Below are 17,040 nucleotides of genomic sequence, written 5' to 3'. Positions count from 1 at the left end.
AGACTGTTTCGATCAACTTTTGGGAAACAGGAGCCGGATATGAACATCGCATCGGGATCGAAGACCGGAAAGCCTTTCACCGAATTCGGCTGGATGAACCAGTTGTCAGAGCTGGCGACCCAGCCGCTGCATCTGCAGACCGCCTTCTGGCATGAGACGATGACCACCGCGGCGGATGTCGCGCAGCTTCAGGCGGACTGGCTGCAAAAGCTTTCCGCCGTCACGACGCCGCAGCAGGTCGCGGCGCTGAACGCGGAATATGCGCAGAACCTGTTCAGGAAGGGGATCGAGGAATCCTCGCGCCTGACGGCGGCGCTGAACCCGACGGGCCGGAAGGCGGCGTAAGCGCGCGGTTCTGAACGGAAAACCTGCGCGTATGAAGGGGGGAGGGGGCCAGCCCCCTCTTTGCGCATGCGCGCAAATTCACCCCCGGGATATTTATGGAAGAATGAAAGGCAAAAAGGGCGCGGGGGGCCGGGCCTATTTCAGGAAGCCGCGGAAATGGCGCAGCGAGAAGGCGAAGAGCGCCGCGCCGATGACCGCCAGCGCCAGCATCTGCGGCCAGACCACATCGAGCCCGGCGCCGCGGAACAGCACCGATTGCGACAGGATGACGTAATGGGTGTTGGGCGCGGCCAGCATGATGTCCTGCACGATCTGCGGCATCGATTCGCGCGGCGTCTGCGCCCCCGACAGCACCTGCAGCGGCAGGAGCACCAGCATCATCAGCAGGCCGAACTGCGGCATCGTGCCCGCCACCGTCGCCAGAAAGATGCCGAGCGAGGCGGTGGCGAACAGATGCAGCGCCGTCCCGGCGAGGAACAGCGTCATCGATCCCTGCAACGGAATGCCCAGCACCCATTCGCACATCACCACCAGCGAAAAGGCGGTGCCGAGCAGGACGACGAGGCTCATCGACCAGATCTTGGAGACCATGATTTCCAGCGGTGTGACCGGCATGACCAGCAGGTGCTCGATGGTGCCGTGTTCGCGTTCCCGGATCAGCGCGGCGCCCGACAGAATCAGCGCCAGCAGGGTGACGCTGTTGGAAATGCCCATCACCGCCTGAAACCAGCCGCCGTTCAGTGACGGGTTGAAGCGCGCGCGCAGCACCAGATCGGCGGCCGTCGCCGCATCGGCGCGATAGCGGCTCTGGAATTCGCTGATCTCGGCCGCGATGATGCTTTGCACATAGCCCGCGCCGGAAAAGGCCTGCGCCATGCGCGTGGCATCGACGTTGAGCTGGATCTCCGGCCGCTTGCCCGCCAGCAGGTCGCGCTGGAAGCCGGGCGGGATGTCCAGCGCGAAGGTATCCAGCCCCTCGTCCATGCGGCGGTCCATCTCGGCCACCGAAATCATCGTGGGTTCGGTGAAATAGGGGGGCTGGAACGCCTCGATGATGCGGGTGGAAAGGGGGGACTGATCTTCGTCCACCACGGCGATGGGCGCGCGGTTCAGCGTTTCGACGGCGGAGGTGGCCGAGGTGTAGATCTGGAAGGTGAAGGAAAACAGGATCAGGCCCATCATGATCGGATCGCGGATCAGGCCGCGGATTTCCTTGATGCCCAGTTGCAGGACATTGGCCAGATCCATCGCCTAGGCCTCCTGCTTGCGCATCAGGAGCGCGCCGATCCCGATCAGCACCGGAATGGCCAGCGCGATCGGCCAGAGCGCCGAGGACAGCTCCGAAAAGCCCAGCCCCTTGGAAAAGGCCCCGCGCGAGATGGTCATGAAATAGGTGGTCGGATAGATGCCCGAGATGAAGGCCGCGATCCCGTCGAGGGACGAGACCGGATTGATCATGCCGGAGAACTGCACCGCCGGCAGGATGGTCCCCAGGGCGGTGGCAAAGACCGCGGCGAGCTGGCTTTTCATGAAGGCCGAAATCACCAGCCCCATCGCCGTCGCGGCGGAGACATAGAGCACCCCCGCCACCGCATAGGCGAGCAGGCTGCCGGTGAACGGCACCTTGAACGCAAAGATCGCCATGACCGTCATCAGGGCGAAGTTTATCACCGCGATGGCCACATAGGGGATCTGCTTGCCGATCAGGAATTCCAGCCGCGTCACCGGGGTGACGTAAAGATTGGTGATCGAGCCGAGTTCCTTTTCCCGCACCACGGAAAGCGCGCTCAGCATCGCCGGGATCAGCAGCAGCAGGAGCGGGATCACCGCCGGGACCATGGCGACGAGGCTCTTGATGTCGGGGTTGTAGCGGTAGCGCAGTTCCAGCCCGTAGTCGCCCGCCACCGCCGCTGCGCCATGGGCCTCGCGCGCCCGTTCGGTCAGCCAGTATGCGTGCATGCCCTGCACATAGCCCAGCACCGTCTCGGCCCGGGTGGGGTTCGAGCCGTCGATCCAGCCGCCGATTTCCACGTCGCGCCCGCGCAGCAGGTCAGCGCCGAAGTCGGGCGGGATTTCCAGCGCGAGGTTCAGGGTGCCCGCGCGCAGGCGGCGGTCCATTTCGGCGTAATCCGCGATCGGGTCCTGTTCGACGAAATAGCGCGACCCGGCGATCTGCAGGACGTAATCGCGGCTGATGGTGGAATCGTCATGGTCGAGGACGGCGAAGCTGAGATCCTCGACATCCATGTTGATGCCAAGCCCGATGACCAGCATCAGGATCAGCGTGCCCAGCACCGCGAGCGTGCCGCGGATCGGATCGCGGCGCAGCTCCATCGTTTCGCGCATCGTGTAGCTGAACATGCGGCGCGGATCGAAGAGCGGGCTTTTTGCCGGGGCGTGATCCGGGGCGGGCGGCGCGGCGGGTTCGGGCGGGGTGCCCGTCTCGCCGATCGCCTGTTCGAGGCAGTCGATGAAGGCATCCTCCAGCGTGGCCGCGCCGTGCTGCGCGACGATGGCAGCAGGCCGGTCGCTAACCAGCACCTTGCCCGCATGCATGAGCGAGATTCGGTCGCACAGTTCCGCCTCGTTCATGAAATGGGTGGAGACGAAGATCGTCACCCCGTCCTTGCGCGACAGGTCGGACAGGATCTGCCAGAAGGCGTCGCGCGCCACCGGATCGACGCCCGAGGTGGGTTCGTCGAGGATCAGGATCTCGGGCGCGTGGATCATCGCGACGGCCAGCGACAGCCGCTGCCGGATGCCAAGCGGCAGCGCATCGGGCCGGGCGTCCATCACCTCGGTCAGGCCGAAGCGCTCGGCCATCTCGCGGATGCGGCCGGGGATTTTCGCCGGGTCGAGCTTGAACAGCCGCGCATGCAGGTCGAAATTCTGCGCCACCGACAATTCGCCGTAGAGCGAGAAGGCCTGACTCATGTAGCCGACATGGCGGCGCACCTCGATGTCGTCGGGATCGACCTGCCGGCCGAACAGCTTCACCGTGCCCTCGGTCGGCGGCAGCAGGCCGGTCATCATCTTCATCGTCGTGGTCTTGCCGCAGCCGTTGGACCCGAGGAAGCCGAAGATCTCGCCCTTCGGGATGCGGAAGCTGACATGGTCGACGGCGGTGAAATCGCCAAAGCGCATCGTCAGCCCCTCGGCCTCGATGGCGTAGTCGTCTTCGGTGTGGGGCGCCGGGGGGATCACCACCGCGCGGTGGCCGGCACGGTCCTCCTCGGGCAGCAGTCCGATGAAGGCGGCGTCGAGATTGTCGGTGCCGGTGCGGGCCAGCAGTTCGGCCGGGCTGCCGGTCGCCAGCACCTTGCCCGCGTTCATCGCCACCAGCCAGTCATAGCGGGCGGCCTCCTCCATATAGGCGGTGGCGACGAGGACGCTCATCCCCGGGCGGCCGGCGCGGATGCGGTCGATCAGGTCCCAGAACTGGCGGCGCGAGAGGGGATCGACGCCGGTGGTGGGTTCGTCGAGGATCAGCAGGTCCGGGTCGTGGATCAGCGCGCAGCACAGGCCGAGCTTCTGCTTCATCCCGCCCGAGAGCTTGCCCGCCGGCCGGTCGCGGAAGTTTTCCAGCCCGGTGGCGGTCAGCAGGTCGGTGATCCGCGCTTCACGCTCGGCCCGGTCCTGCCCGAACAGACGGCCGAAGAAATCCACGTTCTCGAAGACCGAAAGCGTCTGATACAGGTTCTTGCCCAGACCCTGCGGCATATAGGCGATGCGCGGGCAGACGGCCTGCCGGTGGCGTGCGGACCGCATGTCGCCGTCCAGCACATGCAACGCGCCCTCCTGCATCGCCCGCGCGCCGGAGATCAGCGCGAGCAGGCTGGATTTCCCGACGCCATCGGGGCCGATCAGCCCGACCATGCCCCCCGCCGGAATGTCCAGCGTGATGTCATCCAGCGCCCGCACCTTGCCGTAGGTCAGGCTGACACCCCGCACCGTCGCGACCGAAGGCGCCCCGGTCATTTCACAAGGTTCTGCTGCAGCGCATCGGGCCAGGGCGTCGCCGGATCCACCTGCACATAGGCCATGCCGGGCAGCCCGGTTTTGACCTGCCGGATATAGCGCTGAAGCAGTTCCGGCGCGATGCGGGCACGGACGCGGAAGGTCAGCTTCAGCCGTTCTTCCTCGGTCTCGACGGTCTTCGGGGTGAACTGCGCCACATCCGAGACAAAGGACACCGTGGCGGGGATCACCACGCCCGGCGCGGCATCCAGAACCAGCCGCACCTCGCTGCCGATGGCGACGCGGCCCGCCTGTTCGGTGGGCAGGAAGATGCTCATGTAGACGTCCGAGACGTCGATCATGTTGATCACCCGCCCGCCCGCGGCCAGCACCTCGCCGGGTTGGGCAAGCCGATACTGCACCCGCCCCGGACGTGGCGCCGTCAGGGTGGCATCGCTCACATCGGCCTGAATACTGGCGACCGTGGCCTTGGCCGCCTCGACCGAGGCTTCGGCATCCACCACCTGCGCCCGCGCGGCGCCGATCGCCGCTTCGGACGCGGCGAGCGAGGCCTTGGCCGCCGCCCATGCGGCGCGGGCCTTGCGTTCGTTCGCGCGGTCGTCTTCCAGCACCTGCTGCGAGATCGCATTGGCGCGGGCGAGTTGTTCGGACCGGGCCAGCCGCTGTTCGGCCGATTCACGCTCGGCCTCCTGCTGCTCGACCGAGGCCTGCGCGGCCTCGCGTTCCGCCTCGCGCTGGACCACGACGGCCTGCGCCGTGTCGATGGCGATGCGTGCGCGGCGCAGCTGGGCCTCCGCCTCAAGCTTCTGCGCGTCGATCTGCGTGGTGTCCATTTGCGCGAGGATCTGGCCCGCCTCGACGAAATCCCCCTCGCTTACGAAGACGTCTTTCAGTCGGCCGCCGGTCTTTGCCGCGATGTCGATATCCACCGCCTCCAGCCGCCCGTTGCCGCTGGCGATGCCCGCGGGCAGGGCGCCGTTCTGCGTGTTCTGCCAAAGGACATACCCCGCAAGGACCACCGCGCCCGCAAGCCCGGGAAGGAGCCATTTCCGGTTGAGCTTCATCCTTCACCTCGCTGATGCCACGCACCCGGTATTACATCAGCGGAAACCGGCCATGAGTCAACAGTCGTTGACCCCCTTGCCGATTTGCGCGATGGTCGCGTACCGCGAAAGCACGATTGAGTCCGGACCCAGCGAAATGCCCACCACGTCAACGGCCGATCCCGCGCCGACCACCCGCCAGCGCATTCTGGAAACGGCGATCCGACGCTTTGCCCGGTCCTCCTACGACGATACCGGGCTGCGCGAGATCGCGGCGGATGTCGGTGTGGACGTGGCCTATGTGCATCGTTGCTTCGGTTCCAAGGAGCAGCTTTTCCTTGAGGTGCTGAAGCGAATGTCGGACCATCCCGGCCTTGCCGCCGCGCCGCGGGACGAACTGCCCGCCTTCCTCGCACGGCAGTTGTTCGAGCGGGGCACCGTTTCGGCGGAGGGGCAGCCCGATCCGCTGCTGGTCCTGATCCGCTCGCTGGGGGTTCCCGCCGCGGCCGGCCCGGTGGGCGAGCGGCTCGACAGCCTCTTCGTCGCGCCGTTGAGCGAAAAGCTGGGCGATGACGGCGCGCTCCGGGCGTCGATGGTCATGGCGCTGCTGATCGGCTTGCGGATGATGCGCGATTTCCTCAAACTCCCGCAGGTCGCCGGGGCCGATCCGCAAGAGGCCGAGCGCGTCCTGACCGAGGTTCTGGCGCAGATCATGACCCCCCGCTGCGCCTGCGCCACCCCTGTTCCACCTGCCGAGGCCCCATGATCGTCGACGGTTTTCTGTCCTTCACCATCGCGGCTGTCCTGCTGATCTGCGGCAAGATCCTGACCTTGCGCATCGCCGCGTTGCGCAACTATTCCATCCCCGAGCCGGTTATCGGCGGATTTCTGTGCGCCGCCTTTACCGCGCTGGTCTATGCCTTTTGGGGGCGCGAGATCCGCTTTGAGCTTGAGGTCCGCGATTTCCTGCTGCTGCTGTTCTTCGCCGGGATCGGGCTCAAGGCGGATATCGGCACGCTGCGCAAGGGCGGGCGGCCGTTCCTGATCCTGCTCGCGCTCGCCTCGGGGCTGATCGTGGTGCAGAACCTCGCCGCGATGGGGATGGCCGGGCTTTTCGGGCTGGAGCCGCGCGCCGGGCTGATGCTGGGGTCGGTTTCGCTGACCGGGGGGATCGGCACCGCGCTGGCCTGGTCGCCGATCCTGGCCGAGCGGACGGGCGTGGACAACGTGCTGGAGCTGGGGGTGGCGGCGAATACGCTGGGCCTGATCGCCGCCTGCCTGATCGGCGGACCGCTGGCCGCCTTCCTGATCCGCCGCCACCATATCGTGCCAGTCCCGGACGGCGAGATGGACATCGGCACCGCCCATGACGAACCCGCGCCGAGGATGGATTATTTCTGCCTGCTCTGGGCGATCCTGATCCTGAACGTCACCATCATGCTGGGCATGTCGCTGCATGCGGCGATCGCGGCCACGGGGCTGACGCTGCCGGCCTTCGTCAGTTGCCTGTTCGCCGGAATCGTGATGCGCAATTTCGCCATCTTCACCTTCGGCCCGGCGATGTGGCGGACATGGCCGGGGGTGCGCGTCGGGCTGGCGCTGATCGGCGATCTGGCGCTGGGCCTGTTCCTGACCATGACGCTGATGGGGCTGCAACTGTGGCAACTGGACGGCAGCCTGCTGTTCATCGTGACGACGATCGCCCTGCAGATCGCGCTGACGCTGGCCGTGTCGCTGTGGGTGGTCTTTCCGGCGATGGGGCGCGATTACGAGGCGGCGGTGATCGCCTCGGGCTTCGGAGGCATCGCGCTCGGCTCGACGGCCACGGCCATCGCCAACATGACCGCCGTGGCGCAGCAATACGGCGCCGCACACCGCGCCTTCATCATCGTGCCGCTGGTCTGCGGCTTCTTCATCGACATCGTGAACGCGCTGGTCATCTCGTTCTTCGCCGGATGACCGGGGGGCGTCAGAGGTAGGGCACCGGATCGACGCTGTCGAGGCCCTTGCGCACCTCGAAATGGACGAAGCTGCCTTCGCCCGCGCGCGCCTTGGCGATGGTCTGCCCGCGCGTCACCGTGTCACCCTTGGCGACGGTGATCTGGTCGATGTTCGCATAGACCGTCAGCAGCCCGTCCGCGTGCCGCAGCACGAGGATCGGCACCTGCTCCGTATCGCGGGTGATCGCCGCGACGGTCCCGGCCTCGGCCGCCTTGACCGGGGCACCGGCGGTGGTGGAAATGTCGATCCCGTCGTTCCTGCCCTTGGCATAGGGCCGGATGATCGAGCCCGATACCGGCATCAGCAACTGCCCGCCGCTGGTGCGCCCCGATCCCAGATCCGGCGCGGCGGAGCGGTCGATCGGCGTTGCCGCCGCCACCGTCTGTTCCGAGGGCAGCGGCGTCGCGGCCGAGGGCGGTTGCGGCGTCGGCGATCCCTGACCGGGCTGCGTGACGGCGGCCGAACCCGAAGCCGAGGCGACCGGGATCAGCAGATACTGCCCTTCGCGCACGCTCAGATCGCCCGAAAGGCCGTTCCATTCCGCCAGCGATTTCACCGGGACGTTGTAGTAGCGGGCGATGGAATAGGCGGTCTCGCCGCGGGTGACCTTGTGGCGCACGGGCTCGGCGCCCGCACGGGCCGCCGCCGGGGCGGGCGCGGCGGCGGCGGTCGTCGTCGTGCCTGCGGGCGGGGCCGCCCGGTCGATCGCCGAAGAGGCGAGCGTGGTGATATCCACCCGGTCGTCGCCCCCGGTGCCCCCGGCAGAGGCGATGGCGGTGCCGGCCGTCGGTTCGGAAACGCGATTTGGCAAAGCCAGAACCGCGCCGCTGTTCAGCGGCGTGTTCGGCTCGATCGCGTTATAGCTGGCAAGCTCGGCGGGGTTGAGGCCCACCCGCTGCGCGACAGTGGCGGCGCTGTCGCCGCGCCGCGCCACCGCGACCTGATAATTCGGGTAGGAGATCACGCCCCGGCTGTCGGGTTGCGGCCGCGCCTGCACCGCCTGCTGCGCCGCCGAGGACGTGTCGAAACCAAGCCCCGCCAGACCGCGCAGATCCGGATCATAGCCATTGGCGCTGCACCCGGCCAGCGCGACCAACGCGCAGCCCGTCAGCAGCAGGCCGCTGCGGCGCAAGGGAATCCGGGCGGTCGTCCGGGGGGCGGCGGTAGGGGTCATGGCTCGTCCTCGTTCATCGCGGCCCCTGTTGCCGGGGCCTTGGGGGTCCGGGTCAGTCGTTCGCCGTTCCCTCGATCAGGGGAACGAAACGGACCGGGCGCAGTTCCTCGTATTCAAAGCCCGATTCGTGGCGGGTTACACGGATCAGGCTCTGCACCGCGTCGGACTGGCCGACGGGAACGATCATGATACCGCCGATCTTCAGTTGCGACAACAGGGTGCCGGGTGGATCCTCGGCGGCGGCGGTGACGATGATGCGATCGAAGGGCGCCTGATCGGGCAGGCCGCGCGATCCGTCGCCCACCAGCGAGACGATGGTCGACAGGCCCAGATCGGCGAACAGGGCCTGCGCCTCGCGCGCAAGCTGGCGGTGGCGCTCGACCGTGTAGACCCGCCGCGCGAGGCAGGCGAGCACCGCCGCCTGATAGCCGGACCCCGTGCCGATCTCCAGAACCGTGTCGCGCGGCCCGATCCGCAAGGCCTGCGTCATCAGCCCGACGATCGAGGGCTGCGAGATGGTCTGCCCGCAGGCGATGGGCAGCGGCACATCCGCATAGGCCCGGTCGGCAAAGATGCCGCGCACGAACCGCCCCCGGTCGATCCGCTCCATCGCCGACAGCACCCGTGCATCCGTCACGCCCGCGCTGCGCAACTGGAACAGAAAGCGCATCTTGCGTTCCGCCGTTCCGTCACTGTCATCGCCTTCGGGCGGTCTGGTCATGCGAGAGCGGCCTCCAGATCGGTCAGCACCTCATGCGCGGTCAGATCGGCGCGCATCGGGGTGACGGAGATGAAGCCGTCGAGGTTCAGCGCCGCGTCGGTGCCCGGCTCGCTCGCCGTATGCTGCGGACCGCCCTTGATCCATAGGAAGCGGCGCCCGGTGGGCGACAGGCTCGGCTCGACGGTGAAGAAGCTGTCGGTGCGGTAGCCCTGCGCGGCGACGCGGAAGCCCTTGACGGCATCGGCGGTCACCGGCGGGAAGTTGACGTTGTAGAAGACGCGGTAGGGGCCGTTGTCCCACACGCCCTTTTCCCAGATCCTGCGGATCAGCGCCGGGCCGTGGACGCGGGCGGCCTCGAACCTGTCCTCGCCGCAACCGGGACCCATGAACTGCGAGAGCGCGATGGCCGGGATGCCCTGCAACGCGGCTTCCATCGCGCCGCCGACCGTGCCGGAATACAGCGCGTTCTCCCCCGAATTGTTGCCGGAGTTGACCCCCGACAAAACCAGATCCGGCCGCCCGTCCCGCAACACGTCGTAAAGCGCCGCCAGAACGCAATCCGCCGGGCTCCCCTCGGCCGCATAGCGGCGCGGGGCATGTTCGGCGATCATCATCGGGCGGGTGTAGCTGATGCAATGCGCGACGCCCGACTGTTCAAAGGCGGGCGCGACGATCCAGACCTCGCCCCCCGGACCGGCGAGCTCCTCGGCAATGGCGCGCAGCACCTCGAGCCCCGGAGCGTGGATGCCGTCGTCATTGGTGATCAGGATGCGCATGATGTCCTCGGGTCCGTCCTCCTGCCTGATTAGCCCGAGCGGCCCGAAGCGACAAGCGCCGAGGCCGGCATGGCGGGTTTTCCGGGCGAAACTGTGGTTTCAGGGCCCCGTCGAGGCCCGAAGGACGGGGCAAAGGCGCGTTTCGGTGCCGCGGGAAACAGCCTTCCTGCCTTCATTCTTCCATAAATATCCCGGGGGTGAGCGGCAAAGCCGCGAGGGGGCGGCGCCCCCTTGCGCCCTCTCCGCCCGCGCCAACGCAAAAGGCCGGGGCGCGATACCCCGGCCTTCCATGACTGCGGCTGGCCGTGGCTCAGCGGTTGTCGACTTCGACATAATCGCGCGCCGGGGCGCCGGTATAAAGCTGGCGCGGACGGCCGATCCGGCCCGACGGGTCCGAGATCATTTCCTTCCACTGCGAGATCCAGCCCACGGTCCGCGACAGCGCGAAGATCGGGGTGAACATCGAGGTGGGGAAGCCCATCGCCTCAAGGATGATGCCCGAGTAGAAATCGACGTTCGGATAGAGCTTCTTGGAAACGAAGTAATCGTCTTCCAGCGCGATCCGTTCGAGTTCCTTGGCGACCTGAAGCGTCGGGTTGTTGTGGATGCCGAGCAGGTCCAGCACCTCGTCCGCCGACTGCTTCATCACCTTGGCGCGCGGGTCGAAGTTCTTGTAGACCCGGTGGCCAAAGCCCATCAGGCGGAACGGATCGTTCTTGTCCTTGGCCCTGGCGATGAATTCCGGGATCCGCTCGACCGAGCCGATCTGGCGCAGCATTTCCAGACAGGCCTGGTTCGCGCCGCCATGCGCCGGCCCCCAGAGGCAGGCGATGCCCGCGGCGATACAGGCGAAGGGATTGGCGCCCGAGGACCCGGCCAGACGCACCGTCGAGGTCGAGGCGTTCTGTTCGTGATCCGCATGCAGCATCATGATCCGGTCCATCGCCGTCGCAAGCTCGGGCGGGACGTGATAGGGCTCGGCCGGGACGGCGAAGCACATGTGCAGGAAGTTCGCCGCATAGCCCAGATCGTTGCGCGGATAGACGAAGGGCTGGCCGATCGAATATTTGTAGGCCATCGCGGCGATCGTCGGCAGCTTGGCCACCAGCCGGAAAGAGGCGACTTCACGTTGACGCGGATCGGTCACATCGGTCGAGTCGTGATAGAAGGCCGACATCGCCCCGACAACGCCCACCATTGTCGCCATAGGGTGGGCGTCGCGACGGAAACCACGGAAGAAGTTGTGCATCTGCTCGTGCACCATCGTGTGACGGGTCACGGTGCGCTCGAACGTCTCCATCTGTTCGCGGTCCGGCAGTTCGCCGTTCAGCAGCAGATAGCAGACTTCGAGGTAATGCGACTTCTCCGCGAGCTGTTCGATCGGATAGCCGCGATACAGGAGTTCCCCCTGATCGCCGTCGATATAGGTGATCGTCGATTCACAGGCGGCGGTCGAGGTGAAACCGGGATCGTAGGTGAATACTCCCGCCTCGCCATAGAGCTTGCGGATGTCCAGCACATCCGGTCCCACGCTCGGCGAAATCACCGGAAGCTCGTAGGTCTTGCCGTCGAGCTCAAGCCTGGCTACGCGCTTGGTATCTGCCATGAGGTTCCCTTTCCTGTCGTCCGGCTGGGCCGCGCCGGGTCATTGCGTCCGGTTCCCCGGGAAGGCGACCGGGCCTCAGGCCGCCTGATCCTTGATCCTCGCCAGGGTCTCCTCCCGGCCGAGAACGATCATCATGTCGAAGATGCTTGGTGTCACTGAACGTCCTGCAAGGGCCGCGCGCAAGGGGCCAGCGACTTTTCCCATTCCGAGCCCGTGCGCTTTTGCCACATTGCCAACGATGTCCTCCAATTCCTCACGGGTCCAGCTAGCATCTTGAATCCGCGCCGTCAATTCGCCGAGTATACCACGGGATACCGGATCGAGCAGTTTCAGCGCCTTCTCATCCGGCGAAATCGGCCGCTCCGTCAGGACGAATTCAGCCTTTTCAAGGAGTTGCGGATAAGTCTTGGCCGAACCTTTCACCGCGGGCAAAGCTTCGCGCAAACCTTCTGCCTGCCGGTCGGTCAGGGGGGGCAGGCCGGCCGCCTCAAGATAGCCCGCGACACCGCCCATTAGTTCGGCATCCGGTGAAACCGCCATATGCCGGCCGCAGATGTTTTCGAGCTTCTTGAAGTCCAGACGCGACGGCGAACGGCCGATTCCCTCCAGTTCGAACCATTCCCGGGCCTGTTCGTCGGTAAAGAACTCGTCATCGCCGTGGCTCCATCCCAGACGTGCCAGGTAATTGCGCATCCCCGAGGCCGGATAGCCCATTGCCTGATACTGTTCCAATCCGACAGCCCCGTGACGCTTCGACAGTTTCTTGCCGTCCGGGCCGTGGATCAGCGGGATGTGGGCATAGACCGGCACCTGCCAGCCCATGGCGTGATAGATCTGCATCTGCCGCGCGGCGTTCACCAGATGGTCGTCGCCCCGGATCACATGGGTCACGCCCATGTCCTGATCGTCGACCACCACGGCCAGCATGTAGGTCGGCGTCCCGTCCGAGCGCAGGCAGACCATGTCGTCAAGCTGGTCGTTGCGGATCGTCACATCGCCCTGCACCTTGTCGTGGATCACGGTCACGCCCTCGCGCGGGGCCTTGAGCCGGATCACATAGGGCGCGTCCGGGTAGGTCGAGGGGTCGGCGTCGCGCCACGGCGAGCGGAACAGCGTGCTGCGCCCCTCGGCCCGGGCCTGTTCGCGGAAGGCCTCGATCTCCTCCTGCGTGGAGAAGCACTTGTAGGCGCCGCCGCGGGCCAGCATCTCATGCGCCACCTCGGCATGGCGGGGGGCGCGCTCGAACTGGCTGACGACATCGCCATCCCAGTCGAGGCCAAGCCACGTCAGCCCCTTCAGGATCGCGGCCGTCGCCTCGGGGGTGGAGCGGGCGCGGTCGGTATCCTCGATGCGCAACAGGAAGGTGCCGCCGTGGCCGCGCGCGAAGAGCCAGTTGAACAGCGCGGTGCGCGCGCCGCCGATATGCAGATAGCCGGTGGGCGAGGGGGCGAAGCGGGTGACGATCTTGTCGGACATCAGGGACCTTTCCTGCGCCGTTCCACAAGCAGGACGGGGCGCATTAACGAATTGGAAACCATATAGCCTGCAGGCTGGCATTCGCGGAATGTCTAAGCGCGGCGGGGGCGGGAAACAAGGTGTCGGAACGGGTCGGATCCTTCCGGGCGGCACGTCTTTGGGGGGATGGCGCCCGCTGGTGGGCGGGATTCGCCGATCCGGGGGCGGCGCTGGCCCGGGCAAGGGCGGATCTGGTGCTGTGGATGCCGGTGGCGATCGGCTGCGGCGGCGGGGTCTATTTCGCTCTGCGGACCGAGCCTTCGGGGCCGGTGCTGGCGGTGTTGCTGGCGGTCATGGTCGCGGGCGTGGCCGGCCTGCTGCGCGGGCCCGAGGCCCTGCGCCTGCTGGCGGGGCTTGTGGCCTTTGCGGCGCTTGGCTTTCTTCTGTCGGCCCATCGCACGCATTCCGTCGCCGCTCCGGTGCTGGATTTCCGCTATTATGGCCCGGTCGAGGGGCGCATCGTCAAGGTCGACCGTTCCTCGCGCGATCTGATCCGGCTGACGCTCGACCGGGTGACGCTGAAACGGGTGGCGCCCGAGCGCACGCCGGAACGGGTGCGGGTGTCGCTGCACGGGGCGCAGGACCATCTTTTGCCGGAACCGGGGATGCGGGTGATGCTGACCGCAAATCTGATGGCGCCGAACGGGCCGGCGGAGCCGGGCGGCTGGGACTACCGCCGCACCGCATGGTTCGAAAGTCTGGGCGCGGTCGGTTACAGCCGCACGCCGGTGATGCTGGTCGAAGGCGCTGATCCGCACGATCTGGCGCTGGCCGGGCACCGCGCGCGGATGGCGATCTCGCGCGCCATGCAGGAACGGATGCCCGGACAGGCGGGGGCGGTGGCGGCAGCGCTGATGACCGGCGACCGATCCGGCATCACCGAGGCCACGAACGAGGTGATGCGGATCTCGAACCTCTACCACATCGTCTCGATCTCGGGGCTGCACATGGCGATGCTGGCGGGATTCGTCTTCGCCGCGATCCGCTACGGGCTTGCGGCCTGCGGCACCCTCGCGCTGATCCTGCCGGCGAAGAAGATCGCGGCGGCGGCGGCGCTGATCGCGGCAAGCGTCTATCTGTGGATCGCGGGGCCGGAGGTGGCGACACAGCGGTCCTACATCATGGCGGCGGTGATGCTGCTGGCGGTGCTGTTCGACCGGCGGGCGCTGTCGCTGCGCACCGTGGCGATCGCGGCGGTGATGATCCTGATCGCGCGGCCCGAAAGCCTGACCGAGCCGGGCTTCCAGATGTCCTTCGCCGCGACGGTGGGGCTGATCGTTTCCAACACCCGTTGGGCGGAATGGAGCCGCCCGCTGCCGCATCTGCTGCGCCCGGCGATCGCGCTGCTGTTCACCTCGCTGGTCGCCGGGATCGTGACCGGACCGATCGCGGCGGCGCATTTCAACCGCGGATCGGGTTATGGGCTGCTGGCGAATTTCCTCGCCGTGCCGGTGATGGGCACGCTGGTGATGCCGGGGGGCGTGATCGCGGCGGTTCTGGCACCCTTCGGGCTGGCGGCGCCGGCGCTGTGGGTGATGGATCTGGGCACGCGCTGGATGATCCTCGTCGCCGAATGGGTGGCGGGGCTGAAGGGCGCCTCGGTCATGGTGATGGCGCCGCCCGCCGCGGTGCTGCCGGTGATGTCGCTTGGCGCCGTCGTCGCGGTTCTGGCGCGCGGGCCGCTGCGCATGGCGGGCATGGTCGCGGTGGCGGTGTCGATGGTGCTGTGGACGCAGGCGGAAAGGCCCGCGCTGCTTGTGTCGTCGGGGGCCGAGATCGTCGGCCTTGCCGGGCCGGAGGGGCGCGGCCTGTCGAAGCCGGTGGCGGATTTCGTCGCGTCGAGCTGGCTTGCGGCGGATGGCGATGGGGCGACGGTGGCCGAAGCCGCTGTCCGCCCGGTATTCACGGGCGATCGCGGTGCGCGCGTTGCGAACTGGCAGGGCAGGGCGGTGGTGCATCTGACCGGCAAGGCAGGGCTGGAAAGCCTGCCGCAATACTGCCGCGACGGGGCGCTGGTCATTCTCGCCGGCACCGCCCCGGCAGAGGGCGCGGGATCATGCGAGATCTGGGATCAGCCGCGCCTGCGCGACAGCGGCGCGCTTGCCTTCGATGCGCGCGGCGATGTCACATGGGCGAATGCCGTCTCCGGCATGCGGCCGTGGACCGTCGCGGGCCGATGGGCTCAATAACGGGAGCGGATCAGGAATAGGTGCGGATCAGGCCGACGAGCCGCCCCTGCACCCGCACCTGATCCTCGCGCAGAATGCGCGGTTCATAGGCCGGGTTCGCGGCTTCAAGCGCGATCATCGCGCCGCGCCGGTAGTAGCGTTTCAGGGTGGCTTCCTGCTCCTCGACCAGCGCGACGACGATATCGCCATTGTCGGCGGTGGACTGGCTGCGGATCACCACGACGTCGCCTTCGTTGATCCCGGCCTCGATCATCGAATCGCCCTTCACCTCAAGCGCATAATGCTCCCCGCGACCCGACAGCATGGCTCCGGGCACGGCGACATGGCTGGAAACATGGGCGATCGCCTCGATCGGCACGCCCGCCGCGATCCGGCCCATGAGCGGAACCTCCATCGCGTCGATCGCCGCAACCGGCAGCGCGTCGCGCGGCGGATCGGCCCGGTCGCCCTTGATCACCTTCGGGCTGAACCCCGCGCGCGCCGCCTCGCCGCTTTCCAGCGCCTCGGGCAGCTTGACGATCTCGATCGCACGGGCGCGATGCGCGAGACGGCGGATGAAGCCGCGTTCCTCCAAAGCCGTGATCAGCCGGTGGATGCCGGATTTCGACCGCAGGTCCAGCGCATCCTTCATTTCGTCGAACGAAGGGGGAACACCGTCCCGCGCCACGCGCGTATGGATGAAATTGAGCAATTCCAGTTGTTTGCGCGTCAGCATCTATGGCGCCCCTTGCCCTGTTCGCATGCGTTCCCCTAAAGTTCTACCGTTGTTCCCGCATCCGGTCAAGGATTCGCGACATCCCATCTTCCTCCCATCATCTTTCCAAAAATATCCCGGGGGTGAATTTGCCGAAGGCAAAGAGGGGGCTGGCCCCCTTGCTCCGCCGCCAAATCGCGCAACGGGGACTTGACCGCCCCCGTTTTCCCGGCCTATGGGCGCGGGCATGAGTGACGAGACCGAACACCCCTCCGAAGGTTCCCCGCGTCCGTGGCGCAATTTCTATGGCCGCCGCTCGGGCAAGACCATGCGCGCCAGCCAGAAGACCTATCTGAACGAGGATCTGGACCGCCTCCGTCCGCGCGGCATCACGCATGAGGAAAACCCCACGCGCGAACCGCTCGACCTCGCGGCCTTCTTCGGCAACGACAATCCGATCTGGCTGGAGGTCGGCTTCGGCGGAGGAGAGCATCTGGTCCACATGGCCGCGCGCTACCGCGACGTGAACATCATCGGCGCCGAGCCCTTCATCAACGGCGTCGCCATGCTTCTGGGCAAGATCCGGCAGGCGGGGGTGACGAACCTTGCCGTGCATCCGGGCGATGCGCGCGATCTGATGGATGTGCTGCCCGAAGGCTCGGTGGCGCGGGCGTTCCTGAACTACCCCGACCCCTGGCCGAAGGCGCGCCACCACCGGCGCCGCTTCGTCACGCCCGAACATCTTCTGCCGCTGCACCGGGTACTGGCGCCGAACGCGATGTTCCGCGTGGCGACCGACATTCCCGATTACATGCGCCAGACGCTGGAAGAGGTCCCCGCCGCCGGGTTCGAGCTGATCGCCCATTCCGGCACCCCGTGGGAGGACTGGATCTCCACCCGTTACGAGCAGAAAGCCCTGCGCGAGGGGCGCGTGCCCGATTACGCCACTTTTCGCCGCGCCTGAGGGCTGCTAACAGGGGCCGACCAGCAGGGAGGTG

14 protein-coding genes are annotated in these 17,040 nt (G+C 67.0%); 5 read left to right on the top strand and 9 right to left on the bottom strand.

The genetic code is table 11. The annotated features are described in order from the left end of the window. Nucleotides 1-39 precede the first annotated feature (39 nt). Nucleotides 40-345 (top strand): phasin family protein, encoded by a 306-nt coding sequence (locus D2T30_RS03660; protein ID WP_128182675.1) that lies wholly within the window; start codon nucleotides 40-42, stop codon nucleotides 343-345. A gap of 135 nt (nucleotides 346-480) precedes the next feature. Here the strand turns inward: D2T30_RS03660 and D2T30_RS03655 are convergent, their stop codons facing one another. The 3 genes from D2T30_RS03655 to D2T30_RS03645 are packed head-to-tail and all read right to left on the bottom strand — an operon-like array spanning nucleotide 481 to nucleotide 5,387. Further along, a complete protein-coding gene (locus tag D2T30_RS03655) occupies nucleotides 481-1,593 on the bottom strand; it encodes an ABC transporter permease (RefSeq protein ID WP_128207686.1) in 1,113 nt (370 codons plus the stop codon). A 3-nt stretch (nucleotides 1,594-1,596) separates the two neighbouring features. Next, the gene (gene rbbA / locus D2T30_RS03650; RefSeq protein ID WP_128207685.1) at nucleotides 1,597-4,323 is read right to left on the bottom strand and encodes a ribosome-associated ATPase/putative transporter RbbA; all 2,727 of its coding nucleotides are present in this window, start codon (nucleotides 4,321-4,323) and stop codon (nucleotides 1,597-1,599) included. Continuing rightward, nucleotides 4,320-5,387, bottom strand: a complete 1,068-nt coding sequence (locus tag D2T30_RS03645) for an HlyD family secretion protein (protein ID WP_128207684.1) — start codon at nucleotides 5,385-5,387, stop codon at nucleotides 4,320-4,322. The genes rbbA and D2T30_RS03645 overlap by 4 nt, the downstream gene beginning before the upstream one ends. Before the next feature lie 136 nt (nucleotides 5,388-5,523). Here D2T30_RS03645 and D2T30_RS03640 point away from each other — a divergent pair, with 136 nt between their 5' ends. Both D2T30_RS03640 and gltS read left to right on the top strand, forming a co-directional pair. Further along, a complete protein-coding gene (locus D2T30_RS03640; RefSeq protein WP_164884191.1) occupies nucleotides 5,524-6,132 on the top strand; it encodes a TetR/AcrR family transcriptional regulator in 609 nt (202 codons plus the stop codon). Continuing rightward, nucleotides 6,129-7,325 carry a sodium/glutamate symporter gene (gltS, locus tag D2T30_RS03635; protein ID WP_128207682.1) on the top strand — a complete coding sequence of 399 codons (1,197 nt, stop codon included), beginning with the start codon at nucleotides 6,129-6,131 and terminating at the stop codon, nucleotides 7,323-7,325. The genes D2T30_RS03640 and gltS overlap by 4 nt, the downstream gene beginning before the upstream one ends. 10 nt (nucleotides 7,326-7,335) lie before the next feature. Here the strand turns inward: gltS and D2T30_RS03630 are convergent, their stop codons facing one another. The 5 genes from D2T30_RS03630 to gltX all read right to left on the bottom strand — a co-directional run bounded on the left by D2T30_RS03630 (nucleotide 7,336) and on the right by gltX (nucleotide 13,120). Next, nucleotides 7,336-8,541: a M23 family metallopeptidase gene (locus D2T30_RS03630; RefSeq protein WP_128207681.1), complete on the bottom strand. Its 1,206-nt coding sequence runs from the start codon at nucleotides 8,539-8,541 to the stop codon at nucleotides 7,336-7,338. Between the two features lie 52 nt (nucleotides 8,542-8,593). After that, nucleotides 8,594-9,262, bottom strand: a complete 669-nt coding sequence (locus D2T30_RS03625) for a protein-L-isoaspartate(D-aspartate) O-methyltransferase (RefSeq protein ID WP_128182689.1) — start codon at nucleotides 9,260-9,262, stop codon at nucleotides 8,594-8,596. After that, nucleotides 9,259-10,038 (bottom strand): 5'/3'-nucleotidase SurE, encoded by a 780-nt coding sequence (gene surE, locus D2T30_RS03620; RefSeq protein WP_128182691.1) that lies wholly within the window; start codon nucleotides 10,036-10,038, stop codon nucleotides 9,259-9,261. Before surE ends, D2T30_RS03625 begins: the two co-directional genes overlap by 4 nt. Before the next feature lie 310 nt (nucleotides 10,039-10,348). Next, entirely contained in the window at nucleotides 10,349-11,644 is a 1,296-nt protein-coding gene (gltA, locus tag D2T30_RS03615; RefSeq protein WP_128182693.1) for a citrate synthase, read from the bottom strand. A 75-nt stretch (nucleotides 11,645-11,719) separates the two neighbouring features. Next, entirely contained in the window at nucleotides 11,720-13,120 is a 1,401-nt protein-coding gene (gene gltX / locus D2T30_RS03610; protein ID WP_128182695.1) for a glutamate--tRNA ligase, read from the bottom strand. 119 nt (nucleotides 13,121-13,239) lie between these two features. On the opposite strand from gltX, the gene D2T30_RS03605 reads away from it, so the two are divergent. Next, nucleotides 13,240-15,348, top strand: a complete 2,109-nt coding sequence (locus tag D2T30_RS03605; RefSeq protein ID WP_241651190.1) for a ComEC/Rec2 family competence protein — start codon at nucleotides 13,240-13,242, stop codon at nucleotides 15,346-15,348. A gap of 10 nt (nucleotides 15,349-15,358) precedes the next feature. Here the strand turns inward: D2T30_RS03605 and lexA are convergent, their stop codons facing one another. Continuing rightward, entirely contained in the window at nucleotides 15,359-16,063 is a 705-nt protein-coding gene (gene lexA, locus D2T30_RS03600) for a transcriptional repressor LexA (RefSeq protein ID WP_128207680.1), read from the bottom strand. A gap of 226 nt (nucleotides 16,064-16,289) precedes the next feature. Here lexA and trmB point away from each other — a divergent pair, with 226 nt between their 5' ends. Further along, entirely contained in the window at nucleotides 16,290-17,006 is a 717-nt protein-coding gene (gene trmB, locus D2T30_RS03595; RefSeq protein ID WP_128207679.1) for a tRNA (guanosine(46)-N7)-methyltransferase TrmB, read from the top strand. Nucleotides 17,007-17,040 lie beyond the last annotated feature (34 nt).

Origin of the sequence: Paenirhodobacter populi, assembly GCF_004022215.1 — a bacterium.
Taxonomy (GTDB): Bacteria; Pseudomonadota; Alphaproteobacteria; order Rhodobacterales; family Rhodobacteraceae; genus Rhodobacter; species Rhodobacter populi.
This window is presented reverse-complemented; position numbering and strand designations above follow the sequence as displayed.

Excerpts from the sequence above, each read along its gene's own strand:
- gltA (WP_128182693.1), bottom strand. The coding sequence starts at position 11,644 with ATGGCAGATACCAAGCGCGTAGCCAGGCTTGAGCTCGACGGCAAGACC.
- D2T30_RS03640 (WP_164884191.1), top strand. The coding sequence starts at position 5,524 with ATGCCCACCACGTCAACGGCCGATCCCGCGCCGACCACCCGCCAGCGC.
- D2T30_RS03660 (WP_128182675.1), top strand. The coding sequence starts at position 40 with ATGAACATCGCATCGGGATCGAAGACCGGAAAGCCTTTCACCGAATTC.
- gltX (WP_128182695.1), bottom strand. The coding sequence starts at position 13,120 with ATGTCCGACAAGATCGTCACCCGCTTCGCCCCCTCGCCCACCGGCTAT.
- gltS (WP_128207682.1), top strand. The coding sequence starts at position 6,129 with ATGATCGTCGACGGTTTTCTGTCCTTCACCATCGCGGCTGTCCTGCTG.
- trmB (WP_128207679.1), top strand. The coding sequence starts at position 16,290 with ATGAGTGACGAGACCGAACACCCCTCCGAAGGTTCCCCGCGTCCGTGG.
- D2T30_RS03625 (WP_128182689.1), bottom strand. The coding sequence starts at position 9,262 with ATGACCAGACCGCCCGAAGGCGATGACAGTGACGGAACGGCGGAACGC.
- D2T30_RS03655 (WP_128207686.1), bottom strand. The coding sequence starts at position 1,593 with ATGGATCTGGCCAATGTCCTGCAACTGGGCATCAAGGAAATCCGCGGC.
- rbbA (WP_128207685.1), bottom strand. The coding sequence starts at position 4,323 with ATGACCGGGGCGCCTTCGGTCGCGACGGTGCGGGGTGTCAGCCTGACC.
- lexA (WP_128207680.1), bottom strand. The coding sequence starts at position 16,063 with ATGCTGACGCGCAAACAACTGGAATTGCTCAATTTCATCCATACGCGC.
- D2T30_RS03645 (WP_128207684.1), bottom strand. The coding sequence starts at position 5,387 with ATGAAGCTCAACCGGAAATGGCTCCTTCCCGGGCTTGCGGGCGCGGTG.
- D2T30_RS03630 (WP_128207681.1), bottom strand. The coding sequence starts at position 8,541 with ATGACCCCTACCGCCGCCCCCCGGACGACCGCCCGGATTCCCTTGCGC.
- surE (WP_128182691.1), bottom strand. The coding sequence starts at position 10,038 with ATGCGCATCCTGATCACCAATGACGACGGCATCCACGCTCCGGGGCTC.